The sequence below is a fragment of the Bradyrhizobium sp. 138 genome (assembly GCF_023074075.1).
Classification (GTDB): Bacteria; Pseudomonadota; Alphaproteobacteria; order Rhizobiales; family Xanthobacteraceae; genus Bradyrhizobium.
In genome coordinates this window covers 378353-399831 of the sequence record NZ_JADPKT010000007.1, presented here as the reverse complement: position 1 = coordinate 399831, position 21479 = coordinate 378353, and the positions used below count along the sequence as shown (strand labels likewise).

Annotated in this window: 18 protein-coding genes, 1 tRNA gene and 2 pseudogenes; 16 read left to right on the top strand and 5 right to left on the bottom strand. The window is 64.5% G+C overall.

Features of this window, described 5'->3' with window-relative positions; translation table 11 throughout:
* Nucleotides 1-195: 195 nt before the first annotated feature.
* The 9 genes and pseudogenes from IVA79_RS06365 to IVA79_RS06325 all read left to right on the top strand — a co-directional run bounded on the left by IVA79_RS06365 (nt 196) and on the right by IVA79_RS06325 (nt 13750).
* Nucleotides 196-3687 carry an indolepyruvate ferredoxin oxidoreductase family protein gene (locus tag IVA79_RS06365; RefSeq protein WP_247551074.1) on the top strand — a complete coding sequence of 1164 codons (3492 nt, stop codon included), beginning with the start codon at nt 196-198 and terminating at the stop codon, nt 3685-3687.
* Between the two features lie 941 nt (nt 3688-4628).
* Nucleotides 4629-5786, top strand: coding sequence for a thiolase domain-containing protein (locus tag IVA79_RS06360; protein ID WP_247551072.1), 1158 nt, complete (start codon nt 4629-4631; stop codon nt 5784-5786).
* Nucleotides 5786-6175 carry an OB-fold domain-containing protein gene (locus IVA79_RS06355; protein ID WP_247551070.1) on the top strand — a complete coding sequence of 130 codons (390 nt, stop codon included), beginning with the start codon at nt 5786-5788 and terminating at the stop codon, nt 6173-6175. Before IVA79_RS06360 ends, IVA79_RS06355 begins: the two co-directional genes overlap by 1 nt.
* A gap of 149 nt (nt 6176-6324) precedes the next feature.
* Nucleotides 6325-7185, top strand: coding sequence for a MaoC family dehydratase (locus tag IVA79_RS06350; RefSeq protein WP_247551068.1), 861 nt, complete (start codon nt 6325-6327; stop codon nt 7183-7185).
* Between the two features lie 79 nt (nt 7186-7264).
* Nucleotides 7265-8143 carry an SDR family oxidoreductase gene (locus tag IVA79_RS06345; protein WP_247551065.1) on the top strand — a complete coding sequence of 293 codons (879 nt, stop codon included), beginning with the start codon at nt 7265-7267 and terminating at the stop codon, nt 8141-8143.
* 27 nt (nt 8144-8170) lie between these two features.
* A complete protein-coding gene (locus IVA79_RS06340; protein WP_247551062.1) occupies nt 8171-9124 on the top strand; it encodes a dihydrodipicolinate synthase family protein in 954 nt (317 codons plus the stop codon).
* Nucleotides 9125-9128: 4 nt separating this feature from the next.
* The gene (locus IVA79_RS06335; RefSeq protein WP_247551060.1) at nt 9129-9944 is read left to right on the top strand and encodes an NUDIX hydrolase; all 816 of its coding nucleotides are present in this window, start codon (nt 9129-9131) and stop codon (nt 9942-9944) included.
* Between the two features lie 81 nt (nt 9945-10025).
* Nucleotides 10026-10939, top strand: a pseudogene (locus tag IVA79_RS06330) (EamA family transporter).
* Nucleotides 10940-11062: 123 nt separating this feature from the next.
* Entirely contained in the window at nt 11063-13750 is a 2688-nt protein-coding gene (locus IVA79_RS06325; protein WP_247551058.1) for a PAS domain S-box protein, read from the top strand.
* On the opposite strand, the gene IVA79_RS06320 is transcribed toward IVA79_RS06325, so the two are convergent.
* Nucleotides 13751-14104 carry a GrlR family regulatory protein gene (locus IVA79_RS06320; RefSeq protein WP_346658150.1) on the bottom strand — a complete coding sequence of 118 codons (354 nt, stop codon included), beginning with the start codon at nt 14102-14104 and terminating at the stop codon, nt 13751-13753.
* Nucleotides 14105-14360: 256 nt separating this feature from the next.
* Here IVA79_RS06320 and IVA79_RS06315 point away from each other — a divergent pair, with 256 nt between their 5' ends.
* Nucleotides 14361-14858, top strand: a complete 498-nt coding sequence (locus tag IVA79_RS06315) for a hypothetical protein (protein ID WP_247551054.1) — start codon at nt 14361-14363, stop codon at nt 14856-14858.
* Nucleotides 14859-14899: 41 nt separating this feature from the next.
* On the opposite strand, the gene IVA79_RS06310 is transcribed toward IVA79_RS06315, so the two are convergent.
* The gene (locus IVA79_RS06310) at nt 14900-15286 is read right to left on the bottom strand and encodes a VOC family protein (RefSeq protein WP_247551052.1); all 387 of its coding nucleotides are present in this window, start codon (nt 15284-15286) and stop codon (nt 14900-14902) included.
* 187 nt (nt 15287-15473) lie between these two features.
* On the opposite strand from IVA79_RS06310, the gene IVA79_RS06305 reads away from it, so the two are divergent.
* The 3 genes from IVA79_RS06305 to IVA79_RS06295 all read left to right on the top strand — a co-directional run bounded on the left by IVA79_RS06305 (nt 15474) and on the right by IVA79_RS06295 (nt 16936).
* On the top strand, nt 15474-16046 hold the full coding sequence (locus IVA79_RS06305; RefSeq protein ID WP_247551049.1) for a hypothetical protein: 573 nt from the start codon (nt 15474-15476) through the stop codon (nt 16044-16046).
* Between the two features lie 161 nt (nt 16047-16207).
* On the top strand, nt 16208-16705 hold the full coding sequence (locus IVA79_RS06300; RefSeq protein WP_247551047.1) for a hypothetical protein: 498 nt from the start codon (nt 16208-16210) through the stop codon (nt 16703-16705).
* Nucleotides 16706-16859: 154 nt separating this feature from the next.
* Nucleotides 16860-16936: transfer RNA gene (locus tag IVA79_RS06295), tRNA-Arg, on the top strand.
* Nucleotides 16937-17004: 68 nt separating this feature from the next.
* On the opposite strand, the gene IVA79_RS06290 is transcribed toward IVA79_RS06295, so the two are convergent.
* A complete protein-coding gene (locus IVA79_RS06290) occupies nt 17005-17973 on the bottom strand; it encodes an AraC family transcriptional regulator (RefSeq protein WP_247551045.1) in 969 nt (322 codons plus the stop codon).
* Between the two features lie 452 nt (nt 17974-18425).
* Nucleotides 18426-18713 carry a hypothetical protein gene (locus IVA79_RS06285; protein WP_247551043.1) on the bottom strand — a complete coding sequence of 96 codons (288 nt, stop codon included), beginning with the start codon at nt 18711-18713 and terminating at the stop codon, nt 18426-18428.
* Between the two features lie 295 nt (nt 18714-19008).
* On the opposite strand from IVA79_RS06285, the pseudogene IVA79_RS06280 reads away from it, so the two are divergent.
* Nucleotides 19009-19463, top strand: a pseudogene (locus IVA79_RS06280) (host attachment protein).
* Nucleotides 19464-19494: 31 nt separating this feature from the next.
* On the opposite strand, the gene IVA79_RS06275 reads toward IVA79_RS06280, so the two are convergent.
* Nucleotides 19495-19755 (bottom strand): hypothetical protein, encoded by a 261-nt coding sequence (locus IVA79_RS06275; RefSeq protein ID WP_247551041.1) that lies wholly within the window; start codon nt 19753-19755, stop codon nt 19495-19497.
* A gap of 292 nt (nt 19756-20047) precedes the next feature.
* Here IVA79_RS06275 and IVA79_RS06270 point away from each other — a divergent pair, with 292 nt between their 5' ends.
* Together IVA79_RS06270 and IVA79_RS06265 are read left to right on the top strand one after the other, a co-directional pair.
* Nucleotides 20048-20494 carry a hypothetical protein gene (locus IVA79_RS06270; RefSeq protein ID WP_247551039.1) on the top strand — a complete coding sequence of 149 codons (447 nt, stop codon included), beginning with the start codon at nt 20048-20050 and terminating at the stop codon, nt 20492-20494.
* A 97-nt stretch (nt 20495-20591) separates the two neighbouring features.
* Nucleotides 20592-21464: a DMT family transporter gene (locus IVA79_RS06265; protein WP_247551037.1), complete on the top strand. Its 873-nt coding sequence runs from the start codon at nt 20592-20594 to the stop codon at nt 21462-21464.
* The last annotated feature ends 15 nt before the right edge of the window (nt 21465-21479 follow it).

The window sequence follows — 21479 nt, the reverse complement described above, 5'->3', positions numbered from 1 at the left end:
ATTGAAAATGGCATGCGTGTTTCAGGCCACGAAATTGCGATTTTTACTTGGGCCTCCCTTTGGTCCAGATTTGTGATGCGGATCGTGAAATATCCGACATAGAGTGGCGGAGTTGGTCGGCGCGCCCTAGCTAAAAATAGCGGCAAGGCAACGGCTTAAGTCAGCAAGACCTGAACAGGGCGAAACGAGGACAGCATGGGCATCAACCAGGGTCCGATCAGTCTCGATCAAAAATACACCCAGGAAACCGGGCACGTCTTCACCACGGGCATCCAGGCCCTTGTCCGCCTGCCCATGGCCCAGATCCGGCGCGACCGCGCCAGCGGCCTCAACACCGCCGGCTTCATCTCCGGCTATCGCGGCTCGCCGCTCGGCGGCTACGACCAGCAGCTCTTTGCCGCCCGCAAGCATCTCGAAGCGTACAACATTAAGTTCCAGCCCGGCGTGAACGAGGATCTGGCGGCCACCGCCATCTGGGGCTCGCAGCAGCTCAATCTCTCGCCCGGCGCCAAATACGACGGCGTGGTCGGCATCTGGTATGGCAAGGGCCCCGGCGTCGACCGCTGCGGCGACGTGTTCCGCCACGGCAATGCCGCAGGCTCGGCCAAGAACGGCGGCGTCCTCTGCCTTGCCGGTGACGACCACGGCGCAAAATCCTCGACCGTCCCGCATCAGTCCGACCACGCCTTCATGTCGGCGCTGATGCCGTATCTGTATCCATCGAGCATCCACGAGATGATCGAGATGGGCCTGCTCGGCATCGCGATGTCGCGCTACTCCGGCTGCTGGGTCGGCATGAAGGTGATTACGGAGACGGTGGAGACCACCGCCGAGATCGACCTCACCGACGAAATGAAGCCCTTCATCATCCCCGCCGATTTCGAGCTGCCGCCCGGCGGCCTCAATCTGCGCTGGCCCGATGACCGCTTCGAGCAGGATCGCCGCCTGCAGGACTACAAGGGCTTTGCCGCCATCGCCTTTGCCCGTGCCAACAAGGTCAACCGCGTCACCATGGACTCGCCGAACGCCCGCTTCGGCATCATGGCCTCGGGCAAGAGCTATGAGGACGTGCGGCAGGCGCTGCGCGAGCTGGGGATCACCGAGGAGGTCGCCGCCAAGATCGGCCTTCGCCTCTACAAGATCGGCATGCCCTGGCCGCTGGAGCCGGAAGGCGTGCATGAATTCGCCGTCGGCTTAGAGGAGATCTTCATCGTCGAGGAGCGCCGCGAGATCGTCGAGAACCAGGTCAAGCAGGTGTTGTTCAACTGGCGCGACGACGTCCGTCCGCGCATCGTCGGCAAGATGGACGAGCACGACAAGCGCTTCCTGACCTTCGCCGCCGAGCTCAGCGTTGTCTCGCTCGCGACCTCGCTCACCGAGCGACTTCTAAGGTTCAATCTCAATCCAGAGATCGCGGAGATGCTCCGCGTCAAGGCCGATTGGTTCAACGGCCGTCAGGCGACCCAGATGCAGGCGGTCGCACCCGTTTCCCGCACTCCTTATTTCTGCTCCGGCTGTCCCCACAACACCTCGACAAAGGTCCCCGAAGGCAGCCGCGCGCTGGCCGGTATCGGTTGTCACTTCATGGCGCTGTGGATGGACCGCTCGACCGAGACCTTTACCCATATGGGCGGCGAGGGCGTGCCCTGGGTCGGCATCGCGCCGTTCACCAATGAGAACCACATCTTCGCCAATCTCGGCGACGGCACTTACTTCCACTCCGGCATTCTCGCCATCCGTCAGGCGATCGCCTCCAAGGCCAACATCACCTACAAGATCCTCTACAACGACGCGGTGGCGATGACCGGCGGCCAGCGTCACGACGGCGATCTCTCGCCGCAGAAGATCATGGCCCAGCTTCACGCCGAGGGTATCAGCGAGATCTACCTGGTGTCCGAAAATCCGGACGCGTATCCGGCCAACACCATCGCGCCCGGCGTGAAGAAGTATCACCGCGACGAGCTCGACAACGTCATGAAGATGTGCCGCGAGTACAAGGGCACCTCGGCCATCGTGTTCGTGCAGACCTGCGCGGCCGAGAAGCGCCGCCGCCGCAAGCGCGGCCTGATGGAGGATCCGGCGCGCCGCGTCATGATCAACCCGGCGGTCTGCGAAGGCTGCGGCGACTGCTCGGTGCAGTCGAACTGCATCTCGGTCGAGCCGCTGGAGACCGAGTTCGGCCGCAAGCGCGCCATCAACCAGTCCTCCTGCAACAAGGATTATTCCTGCCTCAAAGGCTTCTGCCCGTCCTTCGTCACCGTGGACGGCGGCAAGCCGCGCCACCGCGCCCCGGCTGAGCTCAGCGAGATCGGAGAGCTGCCCGAGCCGGCCTCGCGCCCGACGCTCGACAAGCCCTACAACATCGCGGTCGGCGGTGTCGGCGGCACCGGCGTGCTCACCATCGGTGCGCTGCTCGGCATGGCCGCCCATATCGAGGGCAAAGCCTCGATGATTTTGGACATGTCGGGTCTCGCGCAGAAGGGCGGTGCGGTGCTCAGCCACGTCCGCCTGTCGGATCATCCGGCCGAAGTGACCTGCTCGCGCATCGTCACCGGCACGGCCGATCTGGTGCTCGCCGCGGATGAGGTGGTTGCGGTCGCCAAGGATACGATCTCGCTCTGTGACTCCAGCCGCACCCGCGGCATCATCAACAGCCACGTCATCCCGACTGCCGATTTCGTCCTCAACCGCGACTTCAACTTCCAGACCCGCAAGCTGAACGGATTGCTGGAGACGGCGCTGCACAAAGACTCCGTCTTCTTCGACTTCACCAAGCCGGCCGAGCAGCTGCTCGGCGATGCCATCGCCACCAACATGATGATGATGGGCTACGCCTATCAGAAGGGGCTGTTCCCGCTGTCGGCGGAAGCGATCGAGCAGGCGATCGAGGTCAACGGCGTCTCGATCAAGATGAACAAGGAAGCCTTCCGCCTCGGCCGCCTCGCGGTGGCAGATCCCCAGCGCCTTGCCGACATGCTGAAGGGGACGGACGAAGTCGTTGCGCCCAAGACGCTGGACGCCATGACGCTCGACGAGGTCATCGAGCACCGCGCCAAGCATCTGACTGCCTACCAGAACAACCGTCTCGCCAAACGCTACCGCAAGCTGGTCGATCAGGTCTGCGATGCCGCGGCGAAGGGCGGTTATGGCGAGGCGCTGCCGCGCGCGGTCGCGGTGAACTACGCCAAGCTGCTCGCCTACAAGGACGAATATGAAGTCGCGCGGCTCTACACCGACGGCGCCTTCGAACAGCAGCTTCGCGACCAGTTCGAGGGCGATTTCAAGTTCAACTTCAATCTGGCGCCGCCGATCCTCAGCAGTGGTGTCGATGCGCTGGGCCGCCCCAAGAAGCGCGCCTTCGGCCCCTGGATGCTGAACGTGTTCCGCGTGCTGGCGAAATTCAAATTCCTGCGCGGCACCCCGTTCGACATCTTCGGCCGCAGCGCCGACCGCAAGCTCGAGCGCGACCTGATCGCGGGCTACGAGAAGGACGTCGCGACCGTGCTCGGCCTGTTGTCGCCGGTCACGATCGACACCGCGGTCGAGCTGCTCTCGCTGCCCGACCGCATCCGCGGCTATGGCCCGGTGAAGGAGAAGGCGGTCGCGGACGCCAAGGTGCGCTACGCCCAGCTTGCGGCCGATCTCGCCAACCCGCCGCCCGCGCCACGGCAGATCGCGGCGGAGTAGGGCGGTGTCGTAGGGCGGATTAGCGAAGCGTAATCCGCCACGTCTGTTGCCGCGAGGATCAATGCGGCGGATTACGCCTTCGGCTAATCCGCCCTACGACACATCCCCTTGCGGTGCCCGTCGGGCAAAACACCCATTCCATAGGTCAATCCGTACCCGCAAAAACATTCCGCTTTACCGAAATTCGGAATTGTCGTATCCGTCCGCCACCTCATCCCAGTCAGAGGGGCGTATCGCGATCGTCACGAAACGCGGGGTGAGCGGCGGTGGACGCGGGCTGCGTCGCACGAGCGGTTGTCGCGCGTGCACGACTGGCGCGGTCTCGCGTACGGCAAAATCGTGTGGTCCTGACGCCCGGGGTCTGTGCGTCAAGTCTTGCGGTCATCCGCAAGGCGACGGGGGCAATAGTGCAACGCTCCCCGGGGAGAGCGCGACATAAGCCGTAAAACCACTGCGCAGGGAAGGCCGGATGTTTGGCCGCACCTGTATGCCGCTGTGCATCTGTTCTTCGCGCAAGTCGCGCACAGCGGACCGTGGGTGCCCAGCCGGCACCCGGTCTTCCCTGCGCCCTCTGTTTAAGGAGGGAGCCAGACGGAAGCAAAGCTCGGGCGCCAGGCGCCGCGGGGATGCGACAGTGTGTCCGCAAGTCAGCTTGAGTTGAAATAGCGCCATCGGTGCCCACAAACTCCGTCATTGCGAGCGCAGCGAAGCAATCCAGAGTCTTTCCGCGGAGGGATTCTGGATTGCTTCGTCGCAAGAGCTCCTCGCAATGACGACGCGGGAGGCAGGTTCGCTTCCTATTCGCGGCCCGGATTTCGGATGCGCCCCACTTGCGCCAACCGGCTGCCCTCTCGCCCGACGGAATATTTCCGCGCTTGCCAATCCGCCCACCGCGGTTCAGAAAAACGGGGGAATAAGAAACGCGAGCGGAGACTTCTGTTTTGACCATCAAGGGCAAAGCCTACATTGCCGGGATATTTGAACACCCGACCCGGCATGCGCCGGACAAATCCACCGCCCAGCTCCACGCCGAGGTCGCCAAGGGCGCGATCGAGGATGCCGGGATCAGCAAGGACGATGTCGACGGCTATTTCTGTGCGGGCGATGCGCCCGGCGGCGCCTGGCCGATGGTCGACTATCTCGGCCTGAACACCAAAAAACTCCGCCACGTCGATTCCACCGAGACCGGCGGCTGCTCCTACATCATCCATCTCGGCCATGCCGCCGAGGCGATCGCGGCGGGCAAGTGCTCGATCGCGCTGATCACGCTCGCCGGCAAGCCGCGCACCGGCGTGATGCCGCCGCGCGCAGCAGGCGCGGAAGCCGATTTCGAATCCGCTTACGGCGCAACCACGCACAATGCCTACGGCATGTGTGCCATGCGCCATATGCACGACTACGGCACCACCTCGGAGCAGCTCGCCTGGATCAAGGTCGCGGCGTCGCATCACGCCCAATACAATCCGCATGCGATGCTCAAGGACGTCGTCACCGTTGAGGACGTGCTGAATTCGCCGATGATCTCCGATCCCTTGCATCGCATGGATTGTTGCGTCGTCTCCGACGGCGGCGGCGCGCTGATCGTGACGACGCGCGAGATTGCCAAGAGCCTGAAGAAACCGCTTGTGCGCCTGATCGGCCACGGCGAGGCCATGAAAGGCCCGCGCGGCGGCAAGGATCTCGATCTCACATATTCCGCCGGCATCTGGTCCGGCCCGCGTGCGTTCGAGGAAGCCGGCGTCACGCCGAAGGACATCAAATACGCCTCGATCTACGACAGCTTCACCATCACCGTGCTGATGCAGCTCGAAGACCTCGGCTTCTGCAAGAAGGGCGAGGGCGGCAAGTTCGTTGCCGACGGCAATCTGATCTCGGGCGTCGGCAAGCTGCCGTTCAACACCGACGGCGGCGGTCTCTGCAGCAACCATCCGGTCAACCGCGGCGGCATGACCAAGATCATCGAGGCTGTCAGGCAGCTGCGCGGCGAGGCGCATCCGAAGGTGCAGGTGAAGAATTGCGATCTCGCCATCGCCCACGGCACCGGCGGCCTTCTGGGCGTTCGCCACGCCGCTTCGACCGCCATTCTGGAGCGCGTGTGATGAGCGAGACGAAGAAATATCCGGCACCCGTGACGAACCCCGAGACCGCCGCGTTCTGGGACGCGGCGAAAGAGGGCAAGTTCATGATCAAGCGCTGCACCGCCTGCGGCGAAGCGCATTACTTCCCGCGCTCGATCTGCCCGTTCTGCTACTCCGACAAGACGGTGTGGGAGCAGGCTTCGGGCGAGGGCACGATCTACACCTACAGCTTGATGCGGAAGTCGCCGACCGGCCCGTACGCGATCGGCTATGTCACGCTGAAGGAGGGGCCGTCGGTGCAGACCAATTTCGTCGATTGCGATCTCATGGCGCTGAAGATCGGCCAGAAGGTGAAGGTGGTGTTCAAGCCGACCGACGGCGCCCCGCTGCCGTTCTTCACGCCGGCGTAGGACGGTCCTCATCCTGAGGAGCTTGCGAAGCAAGCGTCTCGAAGGATGGCCACGACAAAGAAAGCGTTTCGGGCATCCTCATGGTTCGAGACGGCGCAAGAGCGCCTCCTCACCATGAGGATGAGAACCACCGGAGGAAACAAACAAAAATGTCCGCCAGATACGAAGAACTGAGATCCCTCAAGAACCTCGGCCAGAAATACGCCTACACCGACCGTGAAGTCATGCTCTATGCCTACGGCATCGGCCTCGGCGCCGATCCCATGGACGAGAACGAGCTCGCCTTCGTCAACGAGGGCACGCTGACGCCGCGGCCGCTGAAGGTGGTACCGACCTTCGCATCCGTCGCGGCGTGGGGTTCGGGGCCGGGCGAGATGAATCTCAACCGCGTCATGGTGGTCGACGGCGAGCGCGACATCACCTTCCACCAGCCGCTGCCGGTCGCCGCGAACATCACCGCCGATTCCTCCGTGCTCGAGGTCTACGACAAGGGCAAGGACAAGGGCGTCGTCATCGTGCACCAGACCGTGCTGAAGAACGAGAGGGGCGAGAAGCTGGCAACGCTGGTCGCCTCGCGCTTCGCCCGCGGCGACGGCGGCTTTGGCGGGCCGAACCTGACGCAGCCCGATCCGCACAAGATCCCCTCGCGCGAGCCCGACAAGACCATCGACATCACCACGCGTCCCGATCAGGCGCTGGTCTATCGCCTCTGCGGCGACCGCAACCCGCTGCACTCTGATCCCGAGTTCGCCAAGAAGGCCGGCTTCCCGCGCCCGATCCTCCACGGCATGTGCACCTACGGCATCACCTGCCGCGGCGTGCTCCAGACCTATGCCGACTACGACGCCAGCGCCTTCCGCCAGCACGTCGCGCGGTTTTCCTCGCCGGTCTATCCAGGCGAGACCGTGACCATGGACCTCTGGAAGGACGGCAACGTGATCTCGTTCGAAGCCAAGGTGAAGTCGCGCGGGGTCACGGTGATCAAGAACGGCAAGGCGGTGCTCGCGTAACTCTCGTGCCCCGGACGCAGCGTTTCACGCTGCATCGCGTCCGGGACATGTAAGAAAATGAAATCAGGGAGACGCCACCATGGGACTACTCGACGGCAAGGTCGCGCTGATCACCGGTGCGGGCGGGGGGCTCGGTGAGGCCTATGCAAAGCTGTTCGCGCGGGAAGGGGCCTCGGTCGTCGTCAACGACCTCGGCGGGCCCCGTGACGGCTCCGGCGCCGACAAATCCATGGCGCAGCAGGTGGTGGATTCGATCAAGGCCGAGGGCGGCAAGGCCGTCGCCAACGGCGCCGACATCTCCACCATGGAGGGCGGCCAGTCCGTCTTCGACGACGCCATCAAGCACTTTGGCCGCGCCGACATCCTGGTCAACAATGCCGGCATCCTGCGCGACCAGACCTTTCACAAGGCCTCCGAGGCTGACTGGGACAAGGTCATCAAGGTGCATCTGAAGGGCACCTTTTGTTGCACCATGCCGGTGTTTCGCTGGATGCGGGAAAACGGCGGCGGCGTCATCGTCAACACCTCCTCGACCTCAGGCCTGATCGGCAATTTCGGCCAGACCAATTATGGCGCTGCCAAGGGCGGCATCTGGGGCCTGTCCAACGTGCTGGCGATCGAAGGCCGCAAGTACAACATCCGGATCTGGACGCTGGCGCCGGGCGCGCTGACCCGCATGACCGCAGACCTGCCCCGCTATAAGGAGAACCCGGGCGCGGCGCTGGGGCCGGACGGCATCGCGCCGGCCGTGCTATACATGGTCAGCGATTTGTCGGGCGACCAGACCGGCAAGGTGCTGGGCGTGTCCGGGCCCCGCGGCGTGCGCGAAATGCGGATGATGGAAATGGAAGGCTGGAAACCGCCGCACACGGGCTGGAAGGCCCAGGACATCGCCGATCATGCCAAGGAGATCTTCTTCTCCGAAGAGCAGATCAAGATGGGGGCGCGGCGGTTTTAGCCACACGAGAGAGAAGCAAGGAAGACGATGAAACTCACCGCCGACGCCAAGGGCACTTTCGCAATCGCGCCGACGCCGTTCCACGACGACGGCCGGATCGACGAGCGCTCGATCGACCGCCTCACCGATTTCTACGAGGAGGTCGGCTGCGACGGCGTCACCGTGCTGGGCATCCTCGGCGAGGCGCCGAAGCTCGACGCCACTGAAGCCGAGCAGGTGGCGGTGCGCTTCGTCAAGCGCGCCAAGAAAATGCAGGTGATCGTCGGCGTCTCCGCGCCCGGCTTTGCCACCATGCGCTCGCTGGCGAAGGCCTCGATGGATGCGGGTGCCGCCGGCGTGATGATCGCGCCGCCGCCGTCCTTGCGCACCGACGACCAGATCGTCACCTATTTCAAGCAGGCGGCGGAAGCGATCGGGCCCGACGTGCCCTGGGTGCTCCAGGATTATCCGCTGACGCTCTCGGTGGTGTTCACGCCCGCCGTGATCCGCAAGATCGTCATGGACAATCCGAACTGCGTGATGCTCAAGCACGAGGACTGGCCGGGGCTGGAGAAGATCACGACGCTGCGTGGCTTCCAGAAGGACGGTTCGCTCCGTCCGCTCTCGATTCTCTGCGGTAATGGCGGCACGTTCCTGGACTTCGAGATGGAGCGCGGTGCCGACGGCGCCATGACCGGCTACGCCTTCCCGGAGCTTCTGATCGACGTCGTCAACCTCTCCAAGGCCGGCAAGCGCGATGCCGCGCATGATCTGTTCGACGCGCATCTGCCGCTGATCCGCTACGAGCAGCAGCCCGGCGTCGGCCTGACCATCCGCAAATACGTGCTGCAGAAGCGCGGCATCATCGCCTCCAGCGCCCAGCGCAAGCCCGGCGCGACGATCACGGCGACGGCGAAGGCGGAGGTCGAGTACCTGCTGTCGCGCGTTGCCCGTGTCGACAAGCGCGCCAATCTCGGCCCGCAATCCAGCGCCGCAGGTTAGTTGCATGGCCGAGACATCAGCATCACGCCCGGCCTCGACGATCCTGCTGCTGCGCGACGGATCTCAGGCCGACGGCAAGGGCCGCGGTGAAATCGAAGTCTTCATGATGGTCCGCCATCATCAGATCGAGTTCAATTCGGGCGCGCTGGTGTTTCCCGGCGGCAGCGTCGATGCCGGCGACAAGGAGATCGTCGCCCGCTCCGATCTCTATTCGGGCGGCGAGGGTCTCAGCGAATCGGACCGAGGCTTCCGCATCGCCGCGATCCGCGAGACCTTTGAGGAAAGCGGCATCCTGCTGGCGCGGTCGAAGGCGACGGGATTGCCTGTCGATGCGAAGCGTGCCGGCGAGATCGCCGACGCGCACCGCGTCGCGCTGAACGAGCACAAGGTCAGCTTCCTCGATATCCTCGCCGATAACGATCTGCAGCTCGCGCTCGACACCCTCCTGCCTTACGCGCATTGGATCACGCCGGAGGGCATGCCAAAGCGCTTCGACACCTGGTTCTTCCTCGCCGCGGCGCCGCCCGATCAGCTCGGCGCCCATGACGGCCGCGAATCCACCGACTCGATCTGGGTCTCGCCGCGCGAGGCGGTGGAGGGCGGCGAGAACGGCCGCTTCAAGCTGCCGTTCCCGACCACGCGCAATCTGATCCGGCTGGCGAAGCAGCCAAGTGTGCAGGCCGCGATGGACCATGCCCGCAGCATGTCGATCGTCACGGTGATGCCGGTCATGACCAAGACCGAAACCGGTCGCCAGCTCCGCATCCCCCGCGAGGCCGGCTATGACGGCGAGGTGTTCGAGGTGGGAGCGCTGGGCTAATACACTTCGACGCCCGGCGAAGTATCCAGGGCCGCCATCGCGCTAGGTTCCGTCCATCGCAAATGGACGGGAACGCATCGGATGGACAACAGGCAGGACACCAACATCGCCGTCGAGCTGGCGCTCCTGGTCGCGCTCGCAGCGCTCTGGGGCGGTTCCTACACCTTCATCAAGCTCGGTGTCGCCACCATTCCGCCGATCACGTTGATCGCGGTGCGCACCACGATCGCAGGTCTGTTGCTGTTGGCCGTCATGTGCGCGCGCGGCAGCCGCATGCCGACGGATGCCGCGACCTGGCGGCGCTTCGCGTTCCAGGCCGTGCTCAACAGCGTCATCCCCTGGACGCTGATCGCCTGGGGCGAGCGCCATGTCGATGCCGCGCTCGCCACCATCCTCAACTCGGCCGGCCCGATCTTCACCTTCCTGCTCACCGCAATCGTGACCCGTCACGAAGCGACGACTCCTCGAAAATTGTTCGGCGTCGTCGCCGGCATGGCCGGCATCCTGCTGATTGTCGGCGTCGACGCCTTCCACGACATCGGTAGCGGCCTCGTCGCGGAGGCGGCGATCGTCGCCGCCACCATCTGCTACGCCTGCGCCGCGATCTTCGGCCGCAGCTTCAAAGGCCTCGATCCCATGACGCCGGCCGCCGGCTCGTTGCTGGCCGGGGCCGCCGTCCTGATCCCGGCCTCGCTATTGGTCGAGCAGCCCTGGACGCTGTCGCCTCGCAAAGCTCAGTGCTGGCGCTGCTCGCGCTCGCCGTGTTCTCGACGGCCGCAGCCTTTGCGATCTATTTCCGCCTGATCCAGACCCTCGGCTCCGTCGGCACCACCGCGCAGGCTTATCTGCGTGTCCCGATCGGGGTAGCCATCAGCGTAGTCTTCCTCGGCGAGACCCTGAGCCGTACCGCCTGGCTCGGGCTCGCCTGCGTCGTCCTTGGCGTTGCCGCCATGACGATCCCGGCTCGCCGGCCGGCCAGCGTCAAAGCGTCATAGAGCGGGCGAGGAGGGGCCGGGGAGCACGATATTAACGATATTGCGGGGTGCGAGGCATGTTCCCCCCGGGGCGCAATACGTCGTATATTGGGCCTCCAGTAGCCCGGTCCCCCAAGACACCCAATGTCCGCCGAATCGACGCCGACCCCTGAGAAAAAGCGAACCTTCTCGCTCTCCATCGGCCAGCTCACCTTCGGCAGCTTCCTGCTCGTGCTGGCGGTGATCATCGTCACCTCGACCGCGAGCGTGATCGCGATCCGGCACATCGATACGACCTTTGCCGAGCTGCAGCGGCTCCAGAGCGTCGGCGACCTCGCAGAGGACATCGACCGCCGCATGAACGAGCTGCGGCTTGCCGCGCGCGACTTCGTCACCGATCCCGGCGCCGGCACCCAGTTCCAGCAGGTCGGCGAGGCGGCCTCGACGCTGAGCGACATCCTGAAAAAGACCCGCATCGAGCTCGCGCCCGAGCAGCAGGACATGATCGACGGGGTCACTGAACGCCTTGCGACCTACCGGACCGGCCTCGAGCGGATCTCGACCCTGATCGATCGCCGCGCCCAGCTGCTCGCCGGCCTGCCGCCGCTGCGCGACCAATTCGACGTGGCCGTCTCCGGCGCCGCCGACCGCGAGCTGGCCTCGCGCCTGTCGGAAGAGCAGAGCCGCATCGCGCTCGGGCTGCTCGCGCGCAATCCGTCCGCGGCGGAACAGGCCGCGCAGAACATGCGGGCACTGAACATCGGCGATGCCAGGCTGAAGTCGGCAGTGAACGATTATGCCGAGGCCATCATGGCGGTGGCCGTCCGCGAGCGGCAGATCGCCGACATCGACCGCGAGGTGCTGGGAACGGAGGGCCGGCTGATCGGCCGCGTCACCGAATTGCTGCGCGAAGTCAGCTCCCGGCGCGGCCACGTGCTGTCGCGCGACTTTGCCCGTACGCTGACGGAAGCGCGATGGCAGAGCATCGTGCTCGGCAGCATCGGCGTTCTGATCGGCATTCTCGCGGCTGGCTTCGTGGTGCGCAGGACGGTCCGTCCGCTCGCCCAGATCGCGCGCTCCATCCGCGCGCTTGCGGCGGGCCAGAAAGACACCTCTATCCCGTCAGCCGATCTCGACAACGAGATCGGCGACATCGCGCGTGCGGCCGAAGTGTTCCGCCGAGCGCTGGAGGAGGCCGATACCGCGCGCGAGGCGGCGGTGCGCGCGCTCACCGAGCAGCGCCTCGCCGAAGAGAGCTACCGGAAACTGTTCGAGGGCTCGATCGACGGCATCTATGTGACGACGCCGGCCGGCGATCTGCTCAACGCCAATCCCGCGCTGGCGCGCATGATGGGCTATGACAGCCCGCAGCAGCTGATCGACAGCATCAACGACATCGCCCACACGATCTACGTCCATCCCGAGGCGCGCGTCGAATACCAGCGGCTGATGGCGCGCGACGGCATGGTGCGCGAGTTCGAGTATCAGGTGCGCCAGCGCAGTGGCGACATCCTGTGGCTCTCCGACAGTGCCACCGGCGTGCGGGATGAGCAGGGCAACATCGTCCGCTACGAAGGCACGCTGCGCGACATCACCGACCAGAAGCGCGCGGAAGAAGCCATCGCCGAAGGCCGGCGTCTGCTCCAGCAGGTCATCGACACCGTGCCCGCGGTGATCAACGTCAAGGACCGCAATCTGCGCTACGTGCTGATGAACCGCTATATGGCCGGCATCTTCGGCATCGAGCCGGGCGAGGCGCTCGGCCGCACCACGGCCGACCTGATGTCGCGCTATGGCGCGGCCAAATCCGACGAGAGCGACAAGAGGGTGCTCAAGCTCCGTAAAGGCCTTGGCTTTTACGAGGAGGAGTACCAGGACGCCTCCGGCAACATGCGGCAGTGGTTGGTCAACAAGCTGCCGCTGCTCGATGCCGAGGGCGAGATCGAGCGGATCGTCACGGTGGCGCTCGACATCGGCGAGCGCAAGCGCGGCGAGCAGGAGATGCGCAAGGCCAAGGAATCCGCCGAGACCGCGCTGCGCAATCTGCGCGAGACGCAGGCCTCGCTGATCGAGGCCGAGAAGCTCGCGGCGCTCGGACGCCTCGTCGCTGGCGTCGCCCACGAGGTCAACAATCCCGTCGGCATCAGCCTCACGGTCGCGTCCGCGCTGGAGCGCAAGACTGCGATGTTCACCGCCGAGGTCGAGCGCGGTGAGCTGCGCCGCTCCACGCTCAACGACTTCCTCAGCACCAGCCGCGACGCATCCTCGCAGCTCGTCTCCAATCTCAACCGCGCCGCCGAGCTGATCCAGTCGTTCAAGCAGGTCGCGGCCGACCGCAACTATTCGGACCAACGCACGTTCGATCTCGGCGACCTCACCGAGCAGGTGGTGATGAGCCTGCGTCCGGGCCTGCGCAAGCACAATCTGACGCTCAATGTCGAGTGCCAGCCGGATCTGACCATGAACAGCTATCCGGGCCCGTACGGCCAGGTGCTGACCAATCTGTTTCTCAATTCGGTGGCGCACGCCTTCCCGGACGGCCGGCCGGGGACCATCGACATCCAGGTGCGGGAGTCCGGCAAGGACAATGTCGAGATCATCTTCTCCGACAATGGCTGCGGCATGTCGCTCGACGTCCGCCGCCGCGCCTTCGATCCGTTCTTCACGACACGGCGCGACCAGGGCGGCACCGGCCTCGGCCTGCACATCGTCTACAGCATCGTCACCAACCGGCTCGGCGGACGGCTCGATCTCGATTCCGAACCGGGCAGCGGCACGCGCATCCAGATCATCCTGCCGCGCACGGCGCCGCTCGAGCAGGCTGCGGAATAGCTAGTCGGCGTCAGCGAGCTTGTGCAGAGTCGCGCCGAAAATCTGGCTGGCCTTGCCGACCAGCGCCGTGCCCGTCATCTGCCCGCGCGTCTCCGTGAACGTGCCACTGACGCCGATGCCGACCGGGGCGGGGCCGCCGAACAACGGATTGTCGTCGCCCCGAGGCGAGGTGTGCCGTTGCACCAGCACCTCGCCTTTGAAGGTGTTGTTGTCCTTCACCACGTAGCTGCCGGTGTAATAGAGGTAGGCATCGCCGCCAAGAATCCTGCCGTCACGAAAAAGAATGACGCCGCTGCCCTTGCCGGCTCGACCATCGAGCAGGGTCACATGAATCGAATAGAGACCGTTCTTCATAACGTCCCGCAGGCCGGCCGCCATCGCCCAATGGCGTAACCGGTCCTGCTTTTATGCCAAAGCGCATCCGCTCGCGCAACGCGGCAGTTTGCCGGCCGCCGCGGGAGTTGCCGTCGCGAGCCGTAGTTGTCCCGGCTTGTGCGCGACGCCCTCATGACCGTCTGATGATGGTGCGAGGCCAATCGTTGCGAATCAGAGTTGGCCTGCGAAATGCATAACATTTGCTGCACTGGCCGCGGGGTGCTGGAGCAAGACGATGAGCAACTGGATCGATTCCGGCGGCGATGAGCCGCGTCTGTACAGTGCGCGTCCCACGAATTGCAAAAGCGAACGACGACGCTCCGGCAGCGCAACACGCTGGCGAAGCGTGACGAGACTGGCAGGAGCGCTGGTCTTGATTGCGCTCGCAGCGCCCCTCGGGCATGCGCGCGACCGCGGACAATTCGCCAACACCAATCCGGATTTGAAGGCTTGGTTCGACGGCCTGCGCAGCGGCAAGGGGCCGTGCTGCTCCGATGCCGACGGTTCGGCGCTCTCGGATACCGACTGGGACAGCAAGGACGGGCGCTATCGTGTTCGCCTCCCGCGCTATGCCTCCGGGCTCGAAGGGCAGCCGCAGGAGCTCGTCTGGGTCGAGGTCCCCGAGGAGGCCGTGATCTCCGAGCCGAACCGGGTGGGGCGCACCATGGTGTGGCCGATCTACGGCTACATGGGCGTCACCATCCGCTGCTTCATGCCCGGCAGCATGACCTAGCCGCATCGGACGGCATGTCGTCCGACGAGGCACGCGCCGCGTCAGGTATATTTCTTGTCGCGCTCCAGCAGCTCGATGGAGATGCCTTCCGGGCCGCGGATGAAGCAGATGCGCACGCCGGGCCGGATCGTGGTCGGCTCGCGCGTGAAGGTGACGCCCTTGGCCTTGATCTCAGCCGCGACGGCATCGATGTCCTTCACCGTCAAGCCGAAATGATCGAGGCCCTGATGCGGGTGCGGAGGCGGCGGGCTGACGGCGCTATCGCCCTCGAGCGGCGCGATGAAGATCCTGGCGCCGCCAAGGTTCACGTCGATCCGTCCCGGCGCGTGCACGATCTCGCCGCCGAGGATGTCCCGCAGCCAGGCCGCCGTGGCCTCTGGATCGGGGCTGCGCAGATGGACGTGATCCCAAGTGACGACGACTGGCATTCCAATTCTCCCAACGCGATCGTTCGATGTTGCAGTGCATGTTAGCGGCCTTGGCCGGTGATCGCCACTGTCCTTGCCGATTCGCAGGGAACCTTAGTTCGACTTCCGGATTGAGTTAAGCTGCGGCCGAGTCCGTCGTCGCGAGTCGGCCGTCGAACGTGCTTCAGCCGCCATCGGTGATGCAACCATGAACGCCAGGCTCGACCGGATCGGATTGGGGCGCTTCGCCGGGAGCGGCGAGCGGCTGGCGCGGGCCGTGACGATGGCGAGCGTATCGTTTGGCCGAAGCCTGCTGTGGCTGCTGGCCGCCATCATCGTCGGCTGCGGCGTCTGGATGCTGCTGCCTCTCTCCAAAGGCAATAGCGCTGAGCAGGTGAAGTCCGAGCTGGCTGCGGTCGAGCCGGCTCCTTCGGGCGATCCGGCAGCATCGGCCCCGCTGGCTTCCGAAGCTCAGGTACCTGCTATGGCCGACCTCGGTCGTCTCAGGATTTCATCGCAGACCTGGCGCCGCGGCGGCCTTGGCTCAAAAGCCCTGGTGACGTTCACGCTGCGAAACGACAATGACTATGCCGTAAAGGACCTCGAGATCGTCTGCGCCTTCGTGCGGCGCGACGGCAGCCATCTCACGAATCGCAGCCGCGTGCTGGCAGATCCGGTCAGCATGAAGAGCCGCAAGACCTTTGTGCGGATCCCCGTTGGTGTCGTCAACGTGAATGCCGATCAGGCAAAATGCTCGCTGGTTGCGGCGCGGCGCGCGTAAGGATGGCATGTTCCGGTAGCGGAAAAGTTACCCTCCGTAGTCCTTGGTAAAAAAACCTCGCGTCGCCATTTGAACCGAATGGCTGGGCCAGGAACCAATTGAGTAATCGCCTGTTGAAGGCGAAGAGCCCACGCGGGGATGCGGGGGGCGGAGTGTGGCCAATGCCCATCTTTCGGTATTTCGTCTTTGTCGGTGGAGCTTTGCTCGCACTGCTATTCGCAGCGGACTTCGTTCTGCCGTCGCAGCCGGTTGCGCAGGTCGTCGCCACTGTAAGCAATGATCAGCCGTTGATCCGGATCCGCTCCGACCGCCATCTGCCCGAGCGTGTCGTGCTCGACACCACCCAGCCCACGATTGTCCCGCCTGCGGTGAAGACAGCCTCTATCGTTGCGCCACAGCCGCCGGTGCAGGACAGCACGTCGGCAGCTCTCGCGGAGATGTCGGCGAAGGCGCGGGTACGCGAGACATTCGCCCAGTTCACACCGGAGCCGAAGGCCGACGCCGCAGCAGCCGGGAAGAGCGATGGCAGGTCCCAGGCTCAGGCCCAAGCTCAGCCCAAGCGCAAGGTCGTGAGGGCGCATCCGGCCCCGCCGGCCGGCCGGCCGATGATGCTGGTCGCCCAGCAGCCGCATTTCGGTCTCTTCAACACGACCTGGTGAGAGCACCCCCGATCCGTCTCGATCGAGGCGAGGAGGGCTTTTTATTGGTCAACCTCTCTGCTATTCGAACCCATCCGTACCCCGCCCGGTGCGCTGGCTCGTCAGCAACAGGCCCGGCAGGTCTCGGTTGTGGCCCGGTAGCCCCCGGGCCAGGGCGCTCGTAGCTCAGCTGGATAGAGCATCGGATTTCGATTCCGAGGGTCGGAGGTTCGAATCCTTCCGAGCGCGCCAGTCCCTGGCGCTCCAGATATGTTCCGAGATGACGCCGATGCCGGGTCATCCGTTGCGAGGCTGCTGTGTCAGTCAGCCCGACGGACCCGGCTTTGCCGCCCCCGTGCCAACGTGTCCGAGGGCGCCTCGTGGAAGGTCGCGCGGTAGGCCGCGGCAAACTCGCCCATGTGATGGAAGCCCTGGGCACGCGCGCATGTGGCGACGGTGGCGCCGCCACCCCTCAGGAGGCGGCCGCGGGTCGCCCACAGCCTCTTGAGGCGAATGTACTGGTGCAGGCTCATGCCACGCACCTTGCTGACTGCGCCGCCGAGCGTCCGGATCGAGACGCCGAACTCGGCGGCAAGATCGGCGGTGTAGATCGGTGCGGTCGGTCGGGCTGCCACATAGTCGTCGATCCGCTGCACGAGCTTGATCGCTCGCTCGCCCTGGATCGAGGCGCCTAGATCCGACAACGAATCGATCCGAAACAAATCGTCGAGTGCAAGAAGCAGACCTTCCTGGAGATGGGCGGCCACCTCGGTGGTTTCGAACAGGAAGGGCTGCACCGACGCGGTGCGCAGGATGTCGCGCAGGAGTTGCCGTGTGTGGAGCAGGGCGGGCCGGTTCGCGACACGGGCCCGCAAATCGTCGGCGCGATCGAACCAGCCCCGGTCCCTCAGCCCGGGCGAGAAGATGATCATTGCATAGTAGTTGGTCTGAGGCTCGACGAAATGGCATTCATCGTTGCCGCGGAGCGCAATGAAGAAACGCGCATCGAGATCCAGGCCCTTGAAGCTGGCCTGAACGTCGTCGGTCATCGACAGGATCACCATCCCGCCAGGCATTCGATAGGCGGTGTCGAGGATGCGCGCGAACGATCTCATCACAACGATGCGGCATGCCGGCAGGGAGACCACGGCGCGGGTCGCCGCGAAGTTCGCAACATCGAGCGGAATGCTTCTCGCGTCCTCCATCGTCTCGATCGGCCGAAACGCATCGACGTCGGCAAAGCCGATCAGTTGAAGCGCAGAGGATGGAGCGAGGGCGTCGAACAACATGGGTCTGGCCGGCTGCGCAATGTGACAATCAAATGAAAGGTCGATGCATGGCCATCAATGGCGGAACATCGCGTTCCAGTAAATCGAATTCCAGGCCGTAGTATTGCGGACGTCATGCCATGGCGTCCGTCAGATCAATGCCACCGTCAACGTTCTCGGCTCATCGGTTGGCCGGAGGCGAGGTCGATGAAATGCAGACGCGTGCAGGCCGGGCAGGTGAAGGAGGCAAAGCTCCGGCCCTCCTGTCTCAGCTGCTTCTCAAGATGCGTCTGCACGTTCATGCCCGTCTGAGGGCATCGAAAAACGATCAACTCGGCCATCACCGCAGAATGACGGTGCGGGCCGATTTCATCTTTGATCTAGATCAGTTTTGGAATCGCTCCAGGCCGGCGACAACTGCGCAAGACATAATCTCGCAAAAGCGAAGGGGCCCGGAGGGCCCCTTCAAATTGTTACCAGCGGCGATAGCCGTAGCCATAATAACGTGGGCCGTAATAGCGCGGCGGCCCATAAAATCGGGGGCCGTAATACGGCCGCGGCCCATAATACCCATAGTAGTTCGGGCGCCACCAGCAGCGCCCCCAGGCGTTGCAGACCATGCGCACCGGCTCGACGCCGGCGATATCAGGTGTTGCGAGCGCGGGCGCGATAGGCATGGCGGATGCCGCCGGCGACGCCGCCAGGGCACCAAGCATGGCACCGAACAGGGCTGCGGCGACGAGGCCAATCTTGCGAGTCATGATGTCTTCCTCCGCTGAGGCTGAACACGATATCGAACTTGTTCTGATCAAATTGCGGCGGAGCCGAAATGTAATGCTGATGAACGGATCTTCAGGAAATCCGCCACAGGCCCGACCGTAACCTCCGGGACTATCCCGGTTGGCGAGTGACCAACGCTGCGATGCCTCGCAGGACATCGCTGCCATTCTTGATCCTGCGCAATTCATCGCCGGAGCTTCGTTCGTAGTCTTGTCGCGTGGCCGGTCCTTTCGACGAATTCGAAGAGCAGGCTCACAGGTTGCTTGGAGCTGTGCAATGGACAAGATGAGAATCGACAAGGGCGACTGGCTGGTCGTGTGCGACGGGCGCAAGGCGCTCATTCTGGAAAACCTCGGCGACGAGATGTTTCCGAACCTTCACACCAGGGAGGTGCACGAGCAGCCCAATCCCTCGCCGGCGCGCAAGGGACCGACGCACCGGACCGCCTGCATGCCGCTGCCGGCGGCGCCAGCAGCTCGGCCGAGCAGACCGACTGGCATGATGAGGCCGAGCGCGCCTTCCTGCGAAGCCTGGCGGGCCGGCTCGATGCCGCCGTCAGCGCGGGCGAGACCGCGGCCCTGACCATGGTGGCCTCACCACGTGCCCTCGGCATGATCCGCGCCGATTACTCGGACGCGATGCGCAAGGCGGGCGAGGTCGGCAAGGATCTCGTCAAGCTGCCGGTCTACGAGATCGAAAAGCAATTGCTGCTGTCGGGCGCCGCCAAATAGAGGCGCCCGCGGAAGGCCGCGCCAGTGCTCCTCAGTAGCAGGGGTGCCGGCGGCGGTCCTGGCCGACATAGGCGGCCGCGCTCTGGTAGCAATGGTTGGTCGACGGGCCGTCGTAATAGGCGAAGGTACCGGGGGTGATGCCGGGGCCGTAATTGTGCACGTAGCTGATCGGGTAGGGCAGCGGGTTGACGTAACGGTGGTGCCGGTGGTGTCCCCCGGCCTCCGCGAGGCCAGGGGCTAGGATTGCGGCCGACAGGGCAGCAACCGCGGCTACAAGCTTCAACTTGCTCATCTTGATTCTCCGGGACCCGCGCAAATGGGTCGGTCATCTATAGCCACTTCGAGGCTCCGGGGCACCCGTCCGGCGCCCGGAAATCCGGGATGGTCCCGCAGAATCCCGGGTGGGTGTGACAGAATTGCCCGAAACGCCGTCGGACCTTGCCCATTTTTGGCCTTTTCGGGATGCTTAACGAATTCCCCACACAAGTATGACCAAAGAGAATTCGGTTAAGAATCCTGTCGCCGGCCTCTTGGGGGTCCTTCGAGGCCGGTGCATCGCTGAAGGCTTTCGCCGTCACCTCGCCATGCGCATCACGCTTTTGAGCCTGCTGTTGCTCTGCCTCGCCGCCGCCACGCCGGCGCGGGCCGAGCTGCGTATCACCCGCGACCACGGCGGCTATGTCGAGGAATACAAGGTCAAGTACCAGCGCGTGCGCGAGAAGGGCGAGCGCGTCATCATCGACGGCATCTGCAACTCGGCCTGCACGCTGGTGCTCGGCATGGTGCCGATGAACAAGATCTGCGTGACGCCGCGCGCCAGCCTCGGCTTCCACCAGGCCTATTACGACAAGGCCTTCACCTTCGGCATCAAGGTCACCAGCTCCGAGGGGACGTCTGACCTGATGTCCTACTACCCCAATACGGTGAAGGACTGGATTCGGCGCAATGGCGGGCTCACCACCGACATGAAGAAGATCAAGAACGGCGTCGAGCTCTGGAAGATCGTCGACCCCTGTCCGGAAGAGTGGTGAGCGGCTGAGCTGAGCCGTCGTCTCGCCTCGCAGCGCAGCATCGTCCAGGCGAAATTCGCATTGCCGCATAGCCCTCGCTGGGGCAATGAGGGCGGCAATGAACCATAATCAAGAAGCCCTGACCGCCCGCGCCGCACCGATCCTGTTCGTCCTGCTCTGGAGCACCGGATTCATCGGCACCAAATACGTCGTCAACAACGCCGATCCCTTGACCTATCTCGCCATCCGCATGGCGATCGTGGTCGGCCTGATGGCGATCATCGCAGGCATCGCGCGGCCGAAATGGCCTGATGCCACCGGCATTGCGCACAGCGCGGTCGCCGGCATTCTCGTCCACGGCTTCTATCTCGGCGGCACCGCGATCGCGATCGCGCATTCGATTCCCGCAGGGCTCTCCGCCCTCATCCCGGGCCTCCAGCCGATCCTGACCTCGACCATCGCCAATCGCTGGCTCGGCGAGCGGGTGACGCCGCTGCAATGGGCAGGGCTCGTGCTCGGCCTCGGCGGCGTGGTGATGATCCTGCACAACCGTCCCATGACAGGTGAAGCCGGGCTTGGCTGGCTTGCCTCGGTGGTCTCCCTGATCAGCATCACGCTCGGCACGCTCTATCAGCGCCGCTACTGCAACCAGATCGACTGGCGCGCCGGCAATCTCGTGCAGTATGTCGCTGTCACCATTTTCTTCGCGATCGGGGCCTTCCTGTTCGAAGACCGCGTGGTGCACTGGACGCGGGAGTTCGTGCTCGCGCTCGCCTGGCTCGCCGTGGCGCTCTCGATCGGTTCGATCGGGCTGTTGTACTGGCTGATCCGCCACGCTGCGGCGACCTCGGTCGCGAGCCTGTTCTATCTGGTGCCTGCCGTGACCGCGCTGATGGCTTATTTGCTGTTCGGCGAGAAGCTCGATGGGCTGGCGATTGCCGGCATGGCGATGTGCGCGGCCGCGGTGTTCGTCGTCAACCGACGCGTTTAGACGGAAAGGGCGGGG

What these genes read in the sequence shown, in the direction of transcription:
- IVA79_RS06365 (WP_247551074.1), top strand. Translation starts at nt 196, where the DNA reads ATGGGCATCAACCAGGGTCCGATCAGTCTCGATCAAAAATACACCCAG.
- IVA79_RS06355 (WP_247551070.1), top strand. Translation starts at nt 5,786, where the DNA reads ATGAGCGAGACGAAGAAATATCCGGCACCCGTGACGAACCCCGAGACC.
- IVA79_RS06350 (WP_247551068.1), top strand. Translation starts at nt 6,325, where the DNA reads ATGTCCGCCAGATACGAAGAACTGAGATCCCTCAAGAACCTCGGCCAG.
- IVA79_RS06345 (WP_247551065.1), top strand. Translation starts at nt 7,265, where the DNA reads ATGGGACTACTCGACGGCAAGGTCGCGCTGATCACCGGTGCGGGCGGG.
- IVA79_RS06340 (WP_247551062.1), top strand. Translation starts at nt 8,171, where the DNA reads ATGAAACTCACCGCCGACGCCAAGGGCACTTTCGCAATCGCGCCGACG.
- IVA79_RS06335 (WP_247551060.1), top strand. Translation starts at nt 9,129, where the DNA reads ATGGCCGAGACATCAGCATCACGCCCGGCCTCGACGATCCTGCTGCTG.
- IVA79_RS06325 (WP_247551058.1), top strand. Translation starts at nt 11,063, where the DNA reads ATGTCCGCCGAATCGACGCCGACCCCTGAGAAAAAGCGAACCTTCTCG.
- IVA79_RS06320 (WP_346658150.1), bottom strand. Translation starts at nt 14,104, where the DNA reads ATGAAGAACGGTCTCTATTCGATTCATGTGACCCTGCTCGATGGTCGA.
- IVA79_RS06315 (WP_247551054.1), top strand. Translation starts at nt 14,361, where the DNA reads ATGAGCAACTGGATCGATTCCGGCGGCGATGAGCCGCGTCTGTACAGT.
- IVA79_RS06310 (WP_247551052.1), bottom strand. Translation starts at nt 15,286, where the DNA reads ATGCCAGTCGTCGTCACTTGGGATCACGTCCATCTGCGCAGCCCCGAT.
- IVA79_RS06305 (WP_247551049.1), top strand. Translation starts at nt 15,474, where the DNA reads ATGAACGCCAGGCTCGACCGGATCGGATTGGGGCGCTTCGCCGGGAGC.
- IVA79_RS06300 (WP_247551047.1), top strand. Translation starts at nt 16,208, where the DNA reads ATGCCCATCTTTCGGTATTTCGTCTTTGTCGGTGGAGCTTTGCTCGCA.
- IVA79_RS06290 (WP_247551045.1), bottom strand. Translation starts at nt 17,973, where the DNA reads ATGTTGTTCGACGCCCTCGCTCCATCCTCTGCGCTTCAACTGATCGGC.
- IVA79_RS06285 (WP_247551043.1), bottom strand. Translation starts at nt 18,713, where the DNA reads ATGACTCGCAAGATTGGCCTCGTCGCCGCAGCCCTGTTCGGTGCCATG.
- IVA79_RS06275 (WP_247551041.1), bottom strand. Translation starts at nt 19,755, where the DNA reads ATGAGCAAGTTGAAGCTTGTAGCCGCGGTTGCTGCCCTGTCGGCCGCA.
- IVA79_RS06270 (WP_247551039.1), top strand. Translation starts at nt 20,048, where the DNA reads ATGCGCATCACGCTTTTGAGCCTGCTGTTGCTCTGCCTCGCCGCCGCC.
- IVA79_RS06265 (WP_247551037.1), top strand. Translation starts at nt 20,592, where the DNA reads ATGAACCATAATCAAGAAGCCCTGACCGCCCGCGCCGCACCGATCCTG.